Annotated in this window: 13 protein-coding genes; 4 read left to right on the top strand and 9 right to left on the bottom strand. The window is 50.7% G+C overall.

Features of this window, described 5'->3' with window-relative positions:
* The first annotated feature begins 44 nt into the window (after positions 1 to 44).
* Both HW115_RS02515 and HW115_RS02510 read left to right on the top strand, forming a co-directional pair.
* A complete protein-coding gene (locus tag HW115_RS02515; RefSeq protein ID WP_178930994.1) occupies positions 45 to 2,321 on the top strand; it encodes a glycoside hydrolase family 95 protein in 2,277 nt (758 codons plus the stop codon).
* A gap of 56 nt (positions 2,322 to 2,377) precedes the next feature.
* Complete coding sequence (locus HW115_RS02510) at positions 2,378 to 4,858, top strand: discoidin domain-containing protein (RefSeq protein ID WP_178930993.1); 2,481 nt, start codon at positions 2,378 to 2,380, stop codon at positions 4,856 to 4,858.
* A gap of 32 nt (positions 4,859 to 4,890) precedes the next feature.
* On the opposite strand, the gene HW115_RS02505 is transcribed toward HW115_RS02510, so the two are convergent.
* The 7 genes from HW115_RS02505 to HW115_RS20310 form a co-directional block, all read right to left on the bottom strand.
* The gene (locus HW115_RS02505) at positions 4,891 to 7,242 is read right to left on the bottom strand and encodes a prolyl oligopeptidase family serine peptidase (RefSeq protein WP_178930992.1); all 2,352 of its coding nucleotides are present in this window, start codon (positions 7,240 to 7,242) and stop codon (positions 4,891 to 4,893) included.
* A 425-nt stretch (positions 7,243 to 7,667) separates the two neighbouring features.
* A complete protein-coding gene (locus HW115_RS02500; protein WP_178930991.1) occupies positions 7,668 to 7,907 on the bottom strand; it encodes a hypothetical protein in 240 nt (79 codons plus the stop codon).
* 273 nt (positions 7,908 to 8,180) lie between these two features.
* The gene (locus HW115_RS02495; RefSeq protein WP_178930990.1) at positions 8,181 to 9,887 is read right to left on the bottom strand and encodes a DUF5107 domain-containing protein; all 1,707 of its coding nucleotides are present in this window, start codon (positions 9,885 to 9,887) and stop codon (positions 8,181 to 8,183) included.
* Positions 9,888 to 9,904: 17 nt separating this feature from the next.
* Positions 9,905 to 12,142, bottom strand: coding sequence for an alpha-amylase family protein (locus tag HW115_RS02490; protein WP_178930989.1), 2,238 nt, complete (start codon positions 12,140 to 12,142; stop codon positions 9,905 to 9,907).
* Between the two features lie 182 nt (positions 12,143 to 12,324).
* Entirely contained in the window at positions 12,325 to 13,170 is an 846-nt protein-coding gene (locus tag HW115_RS02485; RefSeq protein ID WP_178930988.1) for a helix-turn-helix transcriptional regulator, read from the bottom strand.
* Between the two features lie 312 nt (positions 13,171 to 13,482).
* On the bottom strand, positions 13,483 to 13,599 hold the full coding sequence (locus HW115_RS02480; protein ID WP_178930987.1) for a PEP-CTERM sorting domain-containing protein: 117 nt from the start codon (positions 13,597 to 13,599) through the stop codon (positions 13,483 to 13,485).
* Positions 13,587 to 13,733 carry a hypothetical protein gene (locus HW115_RS20310; RefSeq protein WP_178931434.1) on the bottom strand — a complete coding sequence of 49 codons (147 nt, stop codon included), beginning with the start codon at positions 13,731 to 13,733 and terminating at the stop codon, positions 13,587 to 13,589. Before HW115_RS20310 ends, HW115_RS02480 begins: the two co-directional genes overlap by 13 nt.
* Positions 13,734 to 13,983: 250 nt before the next feature.
* Between HW115_RS20310 and HW115_RS02470 the strand changes: the two genes are divergently transcribed.
* Positions 13,984 to 14,148: a hypothetical protein gene (locus HW115_RS02470; RefSeq protein ID WP_178930986.1), complete on the top strand. Its 165-nt coding sequence runs from the start codon at positions 13,984 to 13,986 to the stop codon at positions 14,146 to 14,148.
* A gap of 167 nt (positions 14,149 to 14,315) precedes the next feature.
* On the opposite strand, the gene HW115_RS02465 is transcribed toward HW115_RS02470, so the two are convergent.
* Both HW115_RS02465 and HW115_RS02460 read right to left on the bottom strand, forming a co-directional pair.
* Entirely contained in the window at positions 14,316 to 18,194 is a 3,879-nt protein-coding gene (locus tag HW115_RS02465; protein ID WP_178930985.1) for a TIM-barrel domain-containing protein, read from the bottom strand.
* Between the two features lie 220 nt (positions 18,195 to 18,414).
* Positions 18,415 to 18,651: a hypothetical protein gene (locus HW115_RS02460; protein ID WP_178930984.1), complete on the bottom strand. Its 237-nt coding sequence runs from the start codon at positions 18,649 to 18,651 to the stop codon at positions 18,415 to 18,417.
* Between the two features lies 1 nt (position 18,652).
* On the opposite strand from HW115_RS02460, the gene HW115_RS02455 reads away from it, so the two are divergent.
* Complete coding sequence (locus tag HW115_RS02455; protein ID WP_178930983.1) at positions 18,653 to 18,946, top strand: hypothetical protein; 294 nt, start codon at positions 18,653 to 18,655, stop codon at positions 18,944 to 18,946.
* The last annotated feature ends 117 nt before the right edge of the window (positions 18,947 to 19,063 follow it).

Genomic DNA, 19,063 nt, shown 5'->3' with positions numbered 1-19,063 from the left:
GCCTTACCGCTCTGCTTGGCGTAATCCGAGCCGAAGACCGTTCGATGTCATTGTGGTTCGACACCCCGGCATCGCAGTGGGAGCAGGGATTGCCGATGGGAAATGGCCGCCTTGGTATGCTGGTCCATGGTGACATCGGCAAGGAAACCATTGTTTTTAATGAAGACTCATTGTGGAGCGGGTGGTTCGAGCCAGCCAATGACCGGGAGGGGGCGTATCGTGCTCTGCAACTTACTCGGCAATTGATCAAGCAAGGCGCCAGGCAGGATGAAATCAAGAAGGCTGCCATGGAATTCTGCAGTTTGCATGGATATGGCAAAGCAGATTTCGGAGCTTACCAATCATTTTGTTCTGTGACTGTCTCATCGGGCCACGAACAGAAAGATGTCAGCAATTATCATCGTCGCTTGGATTTGAAGTCTGCGGTTTCAAAGGTGACTTATGAACACGATGGAGTCCGCTATGAACGTGAATTTTTTAGTTCCTATCCGGCTCAGGTGAATGTGATGCGCTACCGGGCGAGTCGTTCAGGGGCTCTGGATTTGAACCTGAACCTTCATTCATTGCATAAAAAGGCCAAGATTACCGTGGATTCAGATGGCCTTGTGATTCGTGGCGAGGTGGATAACGGGAAAAATAAGCCTGAAGGGATGAAATTCGAGGGCCGATTGCGCGTGAAAGTTCGTGGCGGTCGCTTGACTTCTGGGGAATCGAATTTGCAGATATCTGGGGCAGATGAAGTTTTGGTGATAATGACCGGAGCCACAAATTATCAGCTGGACTATGCGTCTCAATACCGCGGCGCATCGCCTGAGTTGAAGAATATTGAGGTGCTAAAGCAATTGAAAAACAAATCTTTTTCAGTTTTGAAGCAAGAGCATACGCTTGATTATCAAGCCTTGTTTAAACGTGTGCGTTTGCACTTGGCCGGAACGGACCGGAGTGACATGCCAACGGACCAACGACGGCAATTATACCGGGAGAGTAAGGATGACGTTGGCTTGGAGAATCTAACCTTTCAATATGGTCGATACTTGATGATTGCATGTTCCCGACCCGGGAGTATGCCTGCGAATCTGCAAGGGCTTTGGAATCATTCAAACTCCCCACCGTGGACCTGTGATTACCATTTGAATATCAATTTTCAAATGAACTACTGGCCAGTGGATTTATGTAATTTATCAGAGTGTGCCGAGCCTATGGTTCGTTGGACCACAGACCTGATGAAGCCTGGAAAGAAGACCGCAGCTGTTCATTATCAATCTCCAGGGTGGGTCGCACACCACACGACCAATGTTTGGGGATTCACCTCGCCGGGGCCTGCCCGTGGTATTCATATGCTCGAAGCCGAAAGTTCGGCTTTTCTGTGTCAGAATATTTGGGATCACTACGCGTTTACGGGTGATATTAAATATCTACGCGAGAGGGCCTGGCCACTGCTAAAGGGGAGCGCTGATTTCTGGTTGGTCAATTTGCAGGAGAATGCGGATGGTTCACTCAGTGTTTCTCCAAGTTACTCTCCCGAGTGGGGGCCATTATCGGATGGATCCTATTACCAAACGATGATCCTGTGGGATCTGTTCGAGCATTGCATCAAGGTTTCAAGTATTCTCGGTGTAGACGAACAATGGGCTACAGAGTTGAAACTCAAACAAGCACGACTTCAACCGTTGAAAATTGGTAAATACGGTCAACTTCATGAGTGGCGGCAAGACCAATATGAAGAAGGGATTGATAAGAAAAAACATCGGCATATGTCTCATTTGTGGTCGGTTTATCCTGGGCATCAAATCGTGCCCGGACGGGATGCCGATCTTACTAAGGCTGCGATTCGTTCATTGAACCTGCGTGGTGATGGCGCAACCGGTTGGAGCATGGGATGGAAAATCAATCTATGGGCCCGGCTTCTGGACGGAAATCGGACCCATAAGCTGATTGGCAATTTTATCGGGAGTCGTGTATATGATAACTTGTGGTGCGCGCATCCACCGTTCCAAATTGATGGTAACTTCGGCTACACGGCAGGTGTCGCCGAAATGCTGGTCCAGAGCCACGCAGGACAGATCAATCTTCTGCCTGCACTTCCGGATGTTTGGCATACTGGTGAGGTTTCCGGTTTGAAGGCCCGCACGGGTATCGAGCTGTCGATAGCATGGAAAAATGGGAGTCTTCGTAATGTCGAATTGTTATCGAGTATCAAACAAAGCGTGCCTCTAACCTACAAGGGTAAGAGGGTTCAAGTTGATCTGCCAAAGGGAAAAAAAATCCACTTGGATTCACATTTGAACGTTAGTTCAAGTGATTCATCCCAGCTTCGATAAGGTGCTTGATTATAGACTTTATCATTCTAGAAGAAATTCAACGCACACCATTGATCATGAATAAGTATTTTTACACCGTTGTTCTCGCATGGGTTTGTATTACTATCGCTCATGCTAGAGAAACCCAATCGATCAATGACGATTGGGAGTTTATCCGCTCGAACTGCGAAACCAAGGATGCATTTGCCTCGTCGTCAGGAGGGCTGAAATGGGAGTCGGTGACCTTGCCTCACACCTGGAACAGCAAGGATGCCCAGTCAGGCGGACAATATTACAAAGGGGTGGGTTGCTATCGCAAATTGATCACCATTCCAGCATCGCATAAAGGAAAGCGGGTTTTTCTTCGATTTGAAGGAGTTGGCCAGGTGGCGGATGTCTATGTTAATGGTTTGCATGTGGGTCATCATAAAGGAGCCTATGCGGCCTTTTGTTTTGAAATCACCAAAGCCCTGAAGTTTGGTGAGGCCAATCAGGTATTTGTGCGTGCTGATAATACAATTCGCAAGGATATCATCCCGATTAACCACAATCTTTTTACCGTGTTTGGTGGCATTTACCGTCCCGTTTCCATGATCGTCACCGATCCGATTAACATCAGCCCGACAGACTACGCTTCCCCGGGAGTCTACATACGACAGAAGCATGTAAGTAAAAAACAGGCGCAAATTCAGGTGAAAAGTAAACTCACGAACGCACACCCGGATGGGCAGGAGGTCACGGTGAAAACCACGGTGATTGATAAGGACGGGCGTGAGGTTTCCCGAGCAAGTAAAAGCGTCGATCTTAGGTCGACGACACTGACAGCGGTCGATCAGGTAATGACGATTGAAAACCCAACACTCTGGCATGGTCGCAGGAACCCGTATCTCTATCAGGTTAAGGTGGACCTCATTCAAAATGAAAAGGTGATCGACCAGGTGATCCAACCTCTGGGCCTTCGATTTTTCCGAATGGATGCTGAGCAGGGATTTATCCTTAACGGAGAACCGTATCGCCTCTATGGCGTTTGTCGTCACCAGGAATGGAAGGATGATGGTAGCGCGCTTTCCGCAGATCAGCACCGAATCGACAGTGAGTTGATGTATGAAATGGGGTGCACGTCATTGCGCCTCGCTCACTACCAGCAAGCTGACGATATGTATGCGCATGGTGACCGGCTCGGCTTTGTCATTTGGGCTGAAATTCCCTTTGTGAATACCTGGAATGGGGCGGAAGGGGACAATGCAAAGCAGCAGATGCTGGAGTTGATTCGCCAGAACTACAACCACCCCTCGATCTGTATTTGGGGCCTGCATAACGAAGTCTATGCAAAACATGATAACCAGTTTCCAGTGCTTCTTACCAAGGACTTGCATAACCTTGCCAAATCGGAGGACCCTGACCGCTTTACCGTTTCCACGAGCGGATTCGGGAGTTTGACTCGCTTTATGGATTGCCACGCCGACCTGATGGGCAGCAACCGCTACTTCGGTTGGTATTACGGAAAATCAGATGAAATCGGAGCCTGGGCGGATGGCACTCGCAAGGTCAGGCCTGACAATCCGGTTTGTGTCGCCGAGTATGGATGCGGGGGCAACATAGCCCACCAGAAATACAAGCCAAAGCAGCCAGCGGCCGCGGGAGATTTTTTCCCTGAGCAATATCAATCGTTGCAGCATGAGATTCAATGGAGGCAGATGCAGCCTCGTCCCTTCATTTGGGGAGCATACATTTGGAATATGTTTGATTTTAATGTCGCCGGATGGAGCCGAGGCGGGATCAAGGGGCTGAATCACAAAGGCCTGATTAGTTATGACCGCAAACAGAAAAAGGATGCCTTCTTTTTCTACAAAGCGAATTGGTCGGAGGAACCGGTTCTTCATCTCTCCGGGAAAAGGCTGGGCGTAATCGGTGAGAAAACCATGGAGATCAAGGCATACTCGAACTGCGAAAAAGTGGAGCTTCACTTGAATGGAAAACGAATCAGCAGCATCCCCGGTGACGACGTAAAGGTGTTCCTTTGGTCTGATATGCAGCTCAAACCCGGGGAGAATACCATTGAGGTCACGGCAAGTTATAAGGGGAAGAAATTACAGGATCTCTGTAAGCTCGTCTATGACCCGGAATTAAAAGCCAGGGAAGCAGCCAAAAAGCGTGAACTGCTGGTTGCTGATTTTGACGTCGCTCTCGCCTCGGAAGAAGACCAGAATAACATTGCCCAGTATGCTGCCGACGGAAACCTTAAAACCCACTGGTCGGCGAGAACCAAAGGTTCATGGCTTCGCCTCGATTTGAACAAGCAGAGAAATCTTGATGGTCTCTCGATCCAGTGGTTTAAGGGAGACCAGCGAAAGTATCAATTTTCCATTGCTTACTCAACCGATGGCAATTCCTGGATTGAGGTCTTTGATGGGAAAAGTTCCGGTCAATCCAAGGGGCCTGAGTACTTTGCTTTCACTGAATCGGTGAAGACCCGCTATATCAGGATTAAGGGGCAGGGCAGCAATGTCACGGAGTGGACGAACATCGTCGAAGTCCAACTGCCTGAAAAGCCGTAAATGATCCATGTATGCTCCTGTGAGAGCTCGAATCAGTTCTGGCTTTTGTTCGGCATGCCACGCTTGGCAGGTTCGAGCTGCCGGATGAAAAATTCAGCCCGACGGTAATTGCCGTAGGATGATTCCGCGGCGCCGTGGTTCGCCCCCATGATTGGCATGTATTCGAAAAACTTGCCGGCACGTTGCAGGGCTGCCGCCAGTTGAGCGGTGGATGCCGGATCCACATTGCTATCGACTTCGCCGTAGATGAGCAGCAGCTTTCCTTTTAGTTTGTCTGCGTGGGTAACATTGGAGTTTTCGGCATAACTTTTGTCGACCGGCCAGCCCATCCACGCTTCGTTCCACCAGATTTTATCGATCCGGTTATCGTGGCATCCGCAATCGGCGACGCCTGCATGATAGAAGTCCCCGTGATGGAGCAGGGCGGCAACCGTACTTTGCCCGCCGGCACTACCACCGAAGATACCCACCCGGGAGAGGTCCATCCACGGGCGGGATTTGGCCGCTTCGCGGATCCAGAGTTTGCGATCCGGGAAGCCAGCATCGGAGAGGTTTTTCCAACAGACATCATGGAAGGCCTTGTTCCGCCAATTGGTTCCCATGCCATCGATCTGAACCAGCACAAATCCAAGTTCGGCATAGTTTCTCATGACGGAGTTGAGGCGATAGTCTTGAGGGGTGAAGAAGCCATGCGGGCCGGCGTAGATACATTCGATTACCGGGTACTTGAGTTTGGGATCGAAATCGGACGGTTTGATGATGACGCCATGAATGTCGGTTTTACCATCGCGGCCCTTGGCAACAAATCGTTCGGGGCGACTCCATCCGGTAGCTGACAATCGTGAGTCGTCAGCGCGGCTGAGTTCTGTAACGAGGCTGCCGTCATGGCTCCTGCGGAGTTCCCGCACCGGTGGGTGATCCACCCGCGACCAGCTATCGATGAAGTAGGATTGATCGGGCGAGAACTCAATGGAATGATTGCCTGAAGCTTTGCTTAGCTGACGGAATTCGCTGCCATCGAAACCAACCTGGATGAAATCTTTGTAATACGGGCTTGCCGGGTTGAGGCCGATGGTTTGGATCAGAAGGCTTCGCTTTTCCGTGTCGATACTGACAACCTTGAAGACATTCCAGTCGCCGCTGGTGATGGTTGATTTGATCGCCCCGGTTTCTTCATTGAGAAGGTAAAGGTGGTTGTGTCCGCTTCGTTCGGAGGCCCAGATGATTTCTTTACTCGCGGGTATGTGGGTGAGATGGAACTTCTGGCTATAATCGATGAAGGTTATACTTCGGTCCTCAAATAAGTTTCTGGCTTTGCCGTTTGCGGCTTCAATTCGGACCAACCGCATCACTTGGTGCCCGCGTTGGTTGTAGGCAAAGAAAAAGGCTGACGAATCGGCGGCCCAGTGCAGAGCACGAATACTCCATGGATTGCTATAGAGTTTATCATCCAGTGGGACTTGTTTTTGCGTTTGAATGTCGAACAGTCTGGGTTTTGGGGGGGCGATCGGGTCTCCTGCCTTGTTGTAATTCAGGGTGTGCAGCTTGGGTTGGACCCGGCCTTTCGGAGAGGCTTCGACAAAATGGATTTTGCGCACCTTGGTTCGCAGCTGATGGTGAACAAGCAACTTGCTTGAGTCGGGAGACCAGAGGAAAGGTCCCCGGTAATAAGCTTGATCCGTTCCATCGCTCGTTAGAGAGATACTGCGGCCGTCCTGCGTTGATATGATGTGAAGGTTATGGTTCACGATCAGAGCCTTCCATTTTCCGTCTGGTGAGAGCGGCTTGTTGATGTTTGCTGCTGCCGCGCTGTCATCTGTCCTGCCATTGACGGGCCCTGTAATCACGGCGTGGGTGGACGATTTTTCTACCGAGAAACCAGCGAGCTCCTTTCCCTGGCCGTCAGTGACGAGCCAGCGGTGGCCGTGGTAGCTGGCGGAGCGGTAGGATTTGCCTGCCTCAATCCGGCCGTAGGATTTGCGTTGTTGATGATTCAGCCAAAACAATTCGATGGGACCTTTGGTTTGGTTATCGATGCTCACGGTGCTGGCTTTGCCTCCGTGACCTCGTTGGCGTTTGATGGCTACAGGGGAAAGCAGTGTGGCGCTGACCTGCATGCGCTTTTGCAGTTTTTCGTTGTCCTTAAGCACGGTCGTCCGGCCTGATGCCAGATCGATCTCCTTGTACTGCTTTTGATTGCCAACCGTTGTTTTGACAATCAGAGCTTTGCCGTCCTCGGTCCAGTGCGACTGAAAATCCAGCTGGTCAACCAAGGATCGTGAATTCTGGACCCTCTGCTTGGCCGTTTTGATCTCCTGCCGGACATTGTCGGCCATCGATGTGGTCAGTAGGGAGAGGAAAAAGATGAAGAATTTGAGCTGCATGGGAGGGGGCAGAGAAGTCATTTTTACACACTTTGGCGGTGAGATGTTTAGATACAAGTTCGGTAAAACACATAGCCATAACGCTGTGTGCTCTCGTTTTGTTTCCAGATCTCATATTTTTGCCGGAATTGGCAGTCTGTACCCGATAATCGGATGGAAATGTTTTGTGAACCGCCACTCGGAATGAGGTGAAAAACCGTTCCCACGGGAATGGAAGCGGTTGACTATGAGAAGGGTGGTTAGCTCAAATAGTAGTGTCCCTTCGGCTCTTGAGTTGCTTGCGGCGGCGAAGCATCAGAGCGACACCTCCTGCACCGAATCCAAGCATGAGACTATACAGCGTTCCAGCCGTAGATGTGTCGGATCCTATGCGACTGTTGTTGACATAGAAATTGGTGTGCCGCTTTCGCGGATGGCTGTGAGTCTTACCGTGCCCCATCCGCAGCTGTAACACTGCTACCGATGCCGTTGCCTTCCAGTTGGTAGTTACCACCGCTGATTCGAAAATTGAGGTTAATGCTTTCATCGTTAATCGATGCGATTAATATCCCGTTGGTCAGGGTGCTGTCAGGCGCGTAATAGAAGTCAATAGCGAAGTTGTCAGCCAGATTGCCATAGCTTTCTCCATTGAAAAAAACGGTGTTTGCACCACCGCTGATGTTCAAGGAATTTGCGCTCCCTCCTACAAGTCCACTGCCTGGATTGGTGATGGTTGATCCTGGATTTTGAAGGCTTGTGAAATCATTGCCGTTGTCAGAGCTGTCAGTGAGTGTTGGGTTTGATGAGCTGTATGAGTCAAGGTCATAGCTGCTAGCTACCGTAATGGCTGCCTGGGGCAGTGTTGCTGTCGCCGCCTAGAGGGCTAGTCTGTTTGCTGTTTTAAGCATGGTTCTTTGTTCTTGGGGTGAGATGTTGAGGGGTAATAGTGGTGAGCTTGATCATATGCTTGCTTTTTCATCGGACCAGTAAGCTCCAAATGATGCCAAAGAATCTTCTCCGAGGGAATTGGGGACTGGCCAATTGTTACCGAGTAGCTGACATGCTTGGTTCCATAAGTCACTGCGAACATACCGTTGATGTTCTCTTGGCCAGATTGTATTTGTAAGTATCTTGAGCGTTTGTTCTGGCTTTCCTTGGATGAGGGCAAGCTGGGCTTGACGTTCGACGATAAGCCGATGAGGACGAGCTGCATGAAGCAGGGTGGCTCGTTCTCCATGGAGGTGAAGCTGCTCGAGTAGTTGATCGAGTTCTGTGACAGCAACCGGATCGTGCATAGGTCCACGTCTCAGATGTTTCAACGCCTGTTTGGTCTCATTTCTGGTCTTCCAGAGAATGAGCCCGACGAGCCGTTGTGCACTGCTATGCTTGAGTGGCAGCAGGAGATCTAGAGCTTCATTGTGGCGTTGTTGACCGATCAGCCATAGGGCGAGGGCCTCTTTTGCATCAGCTGACTTGTTTGTTCGCAGTGAGGACTCGAGATCGAGCCCGGTGGGAATACGAGATCTGGCATTGTCCGGTAGCTTGCCTTTACCTGCTATAAATGCTTCCCATGCGGATTGCCAGGGAGAGTGCTTGTATCCGAGCCAAGGCTCTTGTTTACTCCAGATCGGCAGGTCTAGAGTTGGAAGTTCGAGGGCATTAAAATCATCTCGTCTTCGCGCTGGAAGCCAATATTCCTCGAAGCGCATTTCTACTCCGGGTGGGAAAAGGGGTTTTTGCCCCTGATCACAGAGTGGACCACTTTGAATTTCGGAATACGAAAGTAGCCCGTCGGTGGATTCCTTGGCCCATTCGGAATCGGTTCCATGGCCGTAGGTCCATAGTTTTTTGCCCGGGACTTGCTTTGGGTCCGCGAGATGGATCAGACCACTATCTGTGTCGTGATGGTATACTCCAAAGCTGTAATCTCTGCTGGATTGCCAAAAGAACCCAGTCATTTCATGGATGTTTTTTTCCCAGTTGCATTCGGCACTGGGCCATTGGATTTCGGTAAGCTGGCTGTTGTGGCATAATGTCTTGCCAGAGGGGAAAATGAACTCCGTATGGGGCGTCGACGGGACGGCACAGTTGGTCCACATCATCCACGGATGGGCTTTCGAGCTTGGGTTTCGCAGTGCGGTCCGCTGGATCAGAGCAGGATGGTCACCGCAGAGACCTAACTCAACAACCCATTCCATTCCTGTTCTTGCTTCTCGCTCACCCACCCGAACATAGTGGTAATTCCCATCTGCTGTCTGAGTGGAGCCAGTCGTATGACCAACTCGGGCGATCGATGTCGGGGAGTGGGCAATCGGAAAATTAAATTCGATGCCTCCCGAAATAAACCCCCAGATGGGAAGGATACGAGTAGGTTTAACCACCGGATTGGAAAACAATAGCTCCTTGCCAGTGGACTTATCCAGATAACTCATGACTCTCCCCCCCAGTTCTGGACAGATACTGACTCGGACTGCCGCATTTTCCAATACCAGAAGTTCAAACTGACGCTGACTTGGGGTACTCTGGGTAGATCCATAGCTGGTGTAGGGAAACAGGTGGTCTCGTTGATAGACCAGTGGCAACTCACTTAGTGGCTCAGGAGCAAAATAGGGAAGGGTTAGGTTTTGCTTTAGAATACTTTCAGGGGGCTGGCTAATACTGGCCATTATTGTGGGCGTTTGTGTTAATGCTTTGTTTGCAGGGTGAGGACTTCAAATGGTTGAAGCGTAACTGTCAGTGGGGTGTTGGCTCTGGCTGGCACGGGAGGCTTTCCGTGATCTTCGATCCACGGGCTATGGAGTGTATACTGGAGGTCATCATCTGTTGGCAGTTCCCAGATGGTCCGAAGATCCAGAGTAATGCTTTTCTTTCTGTCATCCGGGTTGCGGAGTGTAATGACACCGCCTTTGTCAGGATGCCATGCCGCAAAACCGTATATTTGATGTTTTGCAGGATCGCCGCCGATCCAGTGGGTGTCGCTGAGAAGCTTCTGGTGAGTGCGTGCCCATTGAATGCTTTCGGCAAGGACAGCCCAAGCTTCATCCGTGAGCATTGCTGGAGTGACGTATAGTTCTCCTAGGGTGCTAGCGTAGGCTGCCATCATCCGAACCTCGTTGCTGTAGCTATTAATGTTTTCTGCCGGGCTTGGCATTTTTGCAGGGTTTCCCATAGGGCCGACCGTCAAGCCATGGTACATCATGGAGTTAACAGGGAAGAGGGGGCTTGGATGAGCGAACCTGCGGTAAACGATGCTGTCTTTATAGTTGATCCACTGTTCTCGAGGGTTGCCTTTTCCAGAAAAGGCGGTGTCTTCGCCTTGGCGCCAGATGCTATCAGCAAAGCACAGCCAGTAAGGGGATGCCCAGGTGCCAACAGTGCAGTTGATAAAAACGGACGGGGTGGTCTGGCGCAGGTCTTCGATGACTTTGATAAGCCCGTCAAGATCGGCAGAAATGGTGGCCGGTGCACCAGTGGCCCACATGCCGCCTCCGATTCCATCAAATTTGAAGTAATCCTGATTGTAGTCTTTGATCATTTTAAGGCATGCATCACGGTAAGCAGTTCGGTATTTGATGCCTCCAAGAGAGAACCCTCCAGCATTAGTTTCGTAGCCGTGCTTTTTGCCATAGTCGACACGCATTTTGTGAGAACGGCCATACCCTCCCCACGGAGAGAGCCACGCGCCCATTTTCGCACCCTGAGGTAGGGCTGCCTCATTGAGTTTGGTGAACCCATGAGGGAATCCCTCGTGAAATCCCCATAGCGAGTTCCAATCGTCCCAACCGTCATCCCAGACAAAACCATTGACCCCTACTTGATGTTTTTGAAACAGTTTTTTGTCAAATGCCTTGATGACATCCAAACACTGCTGTTCGTTCATGCGTTTGATCGGATCATCGAGATCGTTACGGCCGATGTTGAGGTCATACCATGAGTTATAATGCCAGTATTGACGGTAAGGGTGTGCTCGTTCGCGTTGCAGGTAATATGCGAAGGCTCGTCGGATTTGGTTAGGGGGAGCACAGCCAATCTGGGTGGACACGGTCCATGGGTCTTCGGGTTTCAGAGTGAAACCACGTGGCAGGCTAGCCGTAGTTTGGGGCTGGGTTGTGAAGATTCCATTGTCAACGGTGATTTCTCCGCTGCCATTGTATTGCCCTTTTACGTTATTCAAGGTGGCGACGAGTGTAGCTTCGGTAATGCCCGCAGGCACTTTAAGCGTGTAGCTGTTGCTTTTGCTGTGGATGCCAGAGAATCCGCCGTGGACGTCTGTGGCAATGATTTTACCGTTGGAGAGTAGAGATGCTTTGGTGATGGTAATACCGTGGTTCCCTTCGGCGTATTTAAACGTGACGCTGCATGTTCCGTCTTTGAGTTGCTTGAGATGGCGGGTGATTTTATTATTTGCCATATCGGCGGGGCTCCAGCTTTCGGTTCCTCCAGCTGAATTTTTTGCCATGGGGTGCTCCAGCCCGAGAAACCAATTGCCACAGACTACTGGCGAGCCGTCGGTGTAGCCCACGACCTTGGCTTCTGGAAGAGAGACATTCAAAGTCTGAATGTTTTCAATGGTGACGGGGCGGGATGAACGTAAGTTTAAAATTTGACGAAAATAGTTAGAGTTTTCTCTAAATTCGGCTCTCCACTGAACCTGAATGCCGGATTGTTCATCTGCAAAGGTGGCAACCAATGCTTTGCCAGGACTACGACTTGAGAGTTTTGCTGCTTGGGGTGATGCCTTCAGTGTTTCGACTTTTGGAGCTGAGATTAGCTTCATCTTGGAGGACTGAAGAGATCCTAATGGGAGGTCAAGTGTGAATACATTGGGGTCATCCCAAGTTAATGACTCTTTGGTGGTGAGATTATTAAGGGTGCTGAGATGGAGCGTTTTATCTTCTTTTTGGAAGGATACGCTGAGCACGTGGTTTGAGAATATCCAGCCACCTTTCTTGGGTTTGACTGTAAATGCACCTGGTGCTTTGCCTGGAAGATAAAGGTTCTTGTTAGTTGTAGCCTCAGTTGCTGAGGAGATAGAGGTGTGAAAGAGTAGGCTGCATGCAACCAGAGAAGTTTGAAAAATTGGGTTCATAGGATTTAAATTTGTTAGTTCGTGGCTTTAGGTGTTGGAAGTAGCTGTCTTGGAGTGAATCCGTGATGACGTTTGAATGCTGTTGAAAAATTGTATGGGTTGTTATATCCAACTAGGTTCGCAACATCTCCTATCCGATATAAACCAGACTGGAGTAGAATGCTGGCCTGTCTCATTCGCAACCGGGTGACTTGCTGCATGGGGCTATAGCTCGTCTCTTCAATGCAGGCTTTGCGCAGACTTTCTTTGCTCATGCAGGCCACCGCCGCTAGTTCATCAAGTGACCATGCTCGTTCGGTGCGTGTAGCTACCGTGTTCCAAAGATTGGTTAGTGTGGGTGCCCGGTGTTCGGTAGAAAATACTTCCCCGAGGTGATGGGCCATCATTTCAATCAGACTGTTGACAATGACAGGTCGGTTCACTTGCCGTAAAGCCTCGCGGTGAAGCCTTTGGAAAGTCCATAGTAAATCCTGAGGATCACATTGTTTTTTAATAAACGGTTGATCCAATTGATAGTATGTCAACGGTTTGAATTGATCCGACATTCGAACATAGAGCACCTCCCACGGGCTGTCTTGTTTGTCTTTGCATTTCCATTCGCAGGGATATGCGCCCTTGGGGAGAATGTGTGCCTGATTTACAGGAAGTTCGCACCATTGATCAAGGATCCGAAACGAGGCGGAGCCTTTCAGGGTGACGTGCAGATGGGTATAACGCGTATCGTCTTTTTGGGGCTTACGGTGATAGTTTCCTGTCACCTTGGCGACTCCGATCCGTTCCAGACCTGGTGCCTGCATGCTAGGGAAGTCCATAGCCGTGACTGCAGATTCTCGGAGGACGGGTAGGCTAATTTCTTTCATGAATGGAATGGTTGCGGCTGCTCTGGACCAGAGTCCTAGTTGTGGAGTCCTTGATGTGCCCTTGATGTGTAAAAAACGATCTATTAAACACAGGAAAGATGATCGAAGATATAAATGGGCATCATTGTCTATTGCAACATAATTGGTATTTGGCAAAGGTTTTTTGTGAATTGAAATGAATCCTAAAAAAGGGTCACAAGGGGGGGAGTGGTGAATTGTGAACTATGTCCGCCTCAGGTAAACGCAAAAAGTCCGCTTCCTCGTATGAGAAAGCGGACAAACACGAAAAGAAGATTTCGTTGGAATGGCAGCTTACATACGGCGACGAAGAATCAGAGCGACACCCCCGAGCCCAAGCAGTGCCAGTGAAGATGGCTCGGGCACTGCTGCCAGGGCCGCAATCGTCGAGGCGTCTTCTACCGAGTACATACTTCGTCAAGGTTACCAGCAAATCTCTGGTTTTGATCTGGTCCGGCGTCGTAGGATCGGCCAAGGGCATAGGGGTCATCTGAGGTGGCCATGTTGCTTGTATTACCACCACGGCCGGTGGCGCTACCATTGATGTAAAACTCAACACTAGATGCTGATGAGGCCGTAACTGCGACATGAACCTACTGATCTGTCGGGACCGTAGCCGTTCCGGGCCGGCACTGATCTTTGCAAAAGACAACATCAATCCATCCAATGATACTGGTTCTCTGCCGAGCATTTTTAATGACAGAAGGATATCATCAACCTGTAGAGTAAGCGGTGGGTCATCGACCATGACTAAAATCTCCTACCTCTGAGCTGGGTAGTATAAGTGTCATAGCTATGGAATCGATCACACTGATTGAAAACGAAGCTCTGTTTCTCCTCACGTTTTCGGGTGCTTTCTGCAACACTTGTCAACAGCACGGCTATCAGCGTGCTGCCGGTGACCTCAAGCAGCAGATTGATCAAATCAGAAATATTCTCCCTTCAGGAAAAGGAACCTAAATCAATTTCGCAAATACTGATGGACGAAACCAATGATATGACCAGAAACAAGGCGAAAAAGGATATGACGTAAAACGCCCATTTCGTCGGTTCTATGATGTTCGACTTCAGTTGCTATTCCATTGAATTTGAGAAATGCCTTTTATGATGGGGTTCTTCTTTGCTTGTTATTTGCTGAAGAGTTTTTTGTACTCGAGGGTTGGGGAGACGAGGAAGCCGTCGATCGCTTTGAGGTCGTAGGTGAAGTCTTGCTTGGCTTTGAATTTGATGACAAAGAGGTCCTTGCTGCCATTGAGTTTTGGAGCTTCACCGAGGTTGACGAAGGTTGGGTAAAGGGCCTTGTTTCCGTTGGTGTGGGTTCTGTCTTTGGTGAGCTCTTTCATTTGAGCCATGCCGCCTTTTTTAGCCGGGGTGGAGCTTACGAAGTTGAGCTCGGTTCCATCGTACGGAAGGGCGAAGCTCAGGGCGTTGACCGAGGCAAGGTCCTTACCTGAAACCGTGATCTCGACAATCTCGCCAACTTTGTATTCCTTCTTGTTGGCCTTGAGGGTGATGGAGCCAGCCAGAGGTTTGTGTTCGGTGCTCTTGTTAATGCCTCCGTCGACCTTGGTGGCGACGTGTGAGATATCGTGTGCATCGATCAGGCCATTGAAGTTGACATCACCTTTGATGATGTAGCCATCGAAGTCTGAGTCGCCTTTGCGAAGACCGGTGTAGTTATCGTATGAGGTGAGATCGTTAGAATCGATGATGTTGTCTTCATTGATGTCGCCGGGGATGTAGCGAGGTGATCCAGGGACACGGAAGATGAAGAGTTCGCTGCTCGAACCGAAGTTGCCAGCGGCTTCGGTGATATTGAAGCGAAGGTAGGCGGCTTTGATTGGCTTCTCGAAGACGATTTCCTTGGTGTCGCTATTTTTCTGCCAAGTGAAGTCTTCGATCTTAGTCCAAGTTTGTCCGTCCATGCTGTGAGAGACGCTGCCTTTGGTAATGGTGCCGTTGCCTGCATCATCACGCGGGATGTATTGGAGCTTCTCGAGCACGTTGACGGATTGGAGATCGACGGTGAAGTCGAATGGGACGGCCTTGGTGCCCCACTTGGTGTGCCAGCCTGACTTGAGATCGTGGTCGAACATGTTTGCAATTTTCGACTTCCCTTGGTCGGGGACTGACGATTTGACGGCCACATCCTTGACTGCCCACTGGTATGGGTTGGCCTTGGTGATGGCGGTGAGGTCTTGCCAGCTTGATGTCCCGTCGAGGTTGACGGCACGAACCTTAAGCCCGTAGGGGGTTTTTGGCTGGAGGTCTTCGATAAGGAATGAGGCCGTTTTGATGGTCGAGTAACGCATTCCTTGGAACTCGACTTCATAGTAGTCGGCATTTTCGACTTCTTTCCAGCTTGGAGTGAGTGAGTAGGGCCCGGTATTTTCGTCGGTGAGTTGTGCTTTCGGGGTTGTGAGTTCACCTTTGTTGACGAGGAGTGGTGATGCTGAGTTAAAGTTGAAGCCGGAGATTCGGACATCGATATCCGTTTTTGTGGTATCGGCCTTAGCTAGCTTAACGTGAACGATTGGGTTCTTGATGACTTCGACTTTTGCAAACTCAGAGTTCTTGGTAGCGAACTTGTTGAGGTTTGGTTTTGCCTCGTAGAAGTAGACGTTTTCGCCTTTGGCCAATTCTTCGAGTGAGTTGACCTCAGTGAGCTTGACCTCCTTGGCATTGACCTTGGCATTGACGGCTTTTGGTTTTGCTGAGACGTTGATTTGAAGTTCAGTGGATTTGTTGGGATTGAATCCCTTGAATGATCCTTGGGTTGGCTTGATCCGAATCAATGCAATGTCTCCCGCGAGCTTGGATTCGATTTGCGTGGAGGTGCCTTCGCCGTTGATGTAGGCATTTGAGCGGCCGTCGTCATCATACTCTGTGAAGGCGGACTCGCCGTGTGGGTAGAATTCATAGATGCGGCGCGAGGTGTCGTGGTCTTTGACGCTGTTGTGCGGGTTTGCCTTCGGGATGATGGCGCCACGCTTGACGAAGACGGGCAGTTTCCAGAGTGGGCTGTCGAGTTCGTTGATGATGCGACCGCCTGCGTAGACATCACCAGTGAAGTAATCGACCCACTGTCCTTGTGGTAGGTAGATGTTGTTGCGGATGTCGTTGCCTTCTTCATCTGAGCGTGTTGCTTGATAGATTGGGGCGACGAGGAAGGAGGGGCCGTAGAGGAATTGGTACTGGGTTTGGCTTCCGAGTGTGTATGGGTTGGGCTCGTCGAGGAACATGGCACGCACCATTGGGAGGCCGTCGACAGATTCGCGTGCGACGGAATAGGTGTATGGCATCAGTTCGGCTTTGAGTTTGAGATACCAGCGGTTGATGGAAGTGGCTGGTTCGCCGAGTGCTTGTGGGTATTTCGGGTTAGCGCCCCAGCCGTCCATGTTGAGCTGCATGGTGGTGAAGGTTTTCCACTGGTAGTCACGTGCGTTGATGATGGGGGCTTTTCCGCCGAAGATTCCGTCCATATCGGAACAGATATTGGTCATGCCTGACAGTCCGGCTCCAAGGTAGGTGGGGATGTGGAAGCGGATGTACTCCCACTTGCCTCCCGTTTGGTCACCGGTCCAGACACCGCCGTAACGTTGGGTTCCGGCCCAGCCGTCGAGTGTGATGATGAATGGTCGGGCGTCGTCGCCGTGTTTGGCGATGATGTTTGCGGCGTCTGCGATGCCATTGAGGCCGAATGAATAGCCGGGGCCGACCCATGCGACGTCGGTCTTGAGGACACGCACGCCAGCGTCGCGCACTTCCTTGACGATATCGCGCTGGAGAAGTGGCTTGATGCCTTCTTTCGGGTGAAGGTCGGATTGTGTCCAGAGTCCGATTTCTACGCCACGTTCGCGGGCGTACTCACCGAATTGGCGGAGGTTTTCAATATTTCCGTCGAGGGAATCGGTTTGGCCGTATCCGGCGCCGTAGCCGTCGTTGGGCAGAAGCCAGCCGAGTGGCATGTCTGCGTTTTGGTAGCGGTCGATGACGGCACGAGCGGAGAACTGGTAGTTATTCTTTTCACCATTGAGGGTTTCTTGGATTCCGTCGTTGTCTTTTTGGCTTTCTTTGTAGCGTTTGCCGTCTTCGAAGAGGGTGCCTTTTTCGTCATCTTCTTTCCAGAAATCACGGTTGTAGGCATTGAGGTGGCCGAGGTAGAAGCCGAATTTGGGCAGCAGGAGCGGCTTGCCGGTGAGTTGGAAGTAATGGCCGAGGAGGTCAGCTGGAGTTTCGCCAGCCATGATGAACAGGTCGAGGTAGTCGGTTTTGTGGGAGAGGGTGATTTTGCCCTGGCCACTTGAGTTGAAATCGTAGGTTCCTTTTTTGAAGGTATACCACATGACGCCGTACCCCCGGGTGGACCAGAAATAAGGGTTGGGTGAGGCGACGCCGCCGTCGGTCCAGCTGTTTTGGTTTTCGATGGCGATGGACTTGCCTTTGTGGGAAAATCGTCCGTTCTGGGTGCCGCCGCCGAAGAAGTATTCATCATCGAGCTCTTCGAGGGTGAGACTGACTTCTTTTGTGCCGATGCTTGGGGCGGCGATTTGCTTGAAGATGGTTTTGCCGTCCTTGAGGCGGATGAGCTTGAGCAGTGATGTCGCTTTTTCGAACTCGAGGCGGACGGAGTCGGTGAGGATGACGATGTTGCCGTCGGCTTCTGAGATGTCGAGTTTGCTGAGAGCTTTGCGTGGTTGGTCGACGAGGATCTGAGCTTCTGGCTTAGCGCTTGGCTTGCGGAGGTCTCCTCCGTTGTCGTCGCGGAACAGGCGGAAGATGTCGTTGCTGTAGAAGTCGACCGTCATTTTGCGTTTGGCCGAGAGGGTGAGGTCGATGCGGGTGTCGTTGATTTTCTTCGCACTGAGGATGGAGAGTGACTGATCGGTCTCGGCCTTGGTGACCGTTTTCGTGACCGTCTTGGTAGTTTGTGCGCTTGCTGCGATTGGGACGAGCAAGAGTCCTACTGAGGCAGCGATCGGAATGGATGAACGAAATAAAATCATGTGACTGGATCAGAATGTTGTGGAGGAATATGCTGAGGTAGTTGGGTAAAGCAAGTAGCTTCTTGGGTCGAAATTACGTTAAAGGGGGACGAATTACGGAAGGAGAACGGGGAATAAGGAATGCTGGCAAAAACAGGTGTAGCCCGGGTTTCAATTTGATCGCTCAACTGCTCGGGTGAACATGTGTCATGCCGTCCATTTACTTCATTTTCCAACCCCTTTACCACCCCGCCTCCGTGTCCTCGCCCAGCATTTTCCACACGGCATCCGGATCCGGAGCTTGCAGCAGCGTTCCTTTTCCGGCCCGGTAGGTCCATGAGAAGATGGAGTCGACTCCTTCTTCTGCGTAGATATGACAAATGTCCTTGATGGTTTCCAGGTTTTCCGGAGAACGGAAGAACGACTGGATCCAGCGCTGCGACGGATTGAACTCACTACAGGAATTCGGGTTTGGCACGATGCCTGGGATCGCAAACCTCCCGTTACCTTACTCACAGACCACGGTTAATGTGAACGGCACGGACTGCCAAGCGATCACTTACCAGCGCAATCCCACTGCCATGCAGCACATGGATCAGGCAATACACCGTTCCTCCGACCTCGGTATCACTGATGCTTGGGACGAGATCGAAACGGTGGTAGTCAGCATCACTGATTTGCCCAATGGTATGCAGGAAGTCATCGGACGATCTACCGTTGCATTCGATGGCCAGAATAGTGAGTTCCTCCGTGTGGTGTTCACCAAGAAATAATCAGCGCATCGCAATCATAGAGTGAGGGACCTCCGGTCAAACTGGGGGCTTCAAATTGGAACTGCTCAAAGCGGCTTTGTCATTCTCCTGTTTCCTGGTTAATTTGCAGTTCGATCC

It is taken from the genome of Oceaniferula marina (assembly GCF_013391475.1).
GTDB classification, from domain to species: Bacteria; Verrucomicrobiota; Verrucomicrobiia; order Verrucomicrobiales; family Akkermansiaceae; genus Oceaniferula; species Oceaniferula marina.
This window is presented reverse-complemented; position numbering and strand designations above follow the sequence as displayed.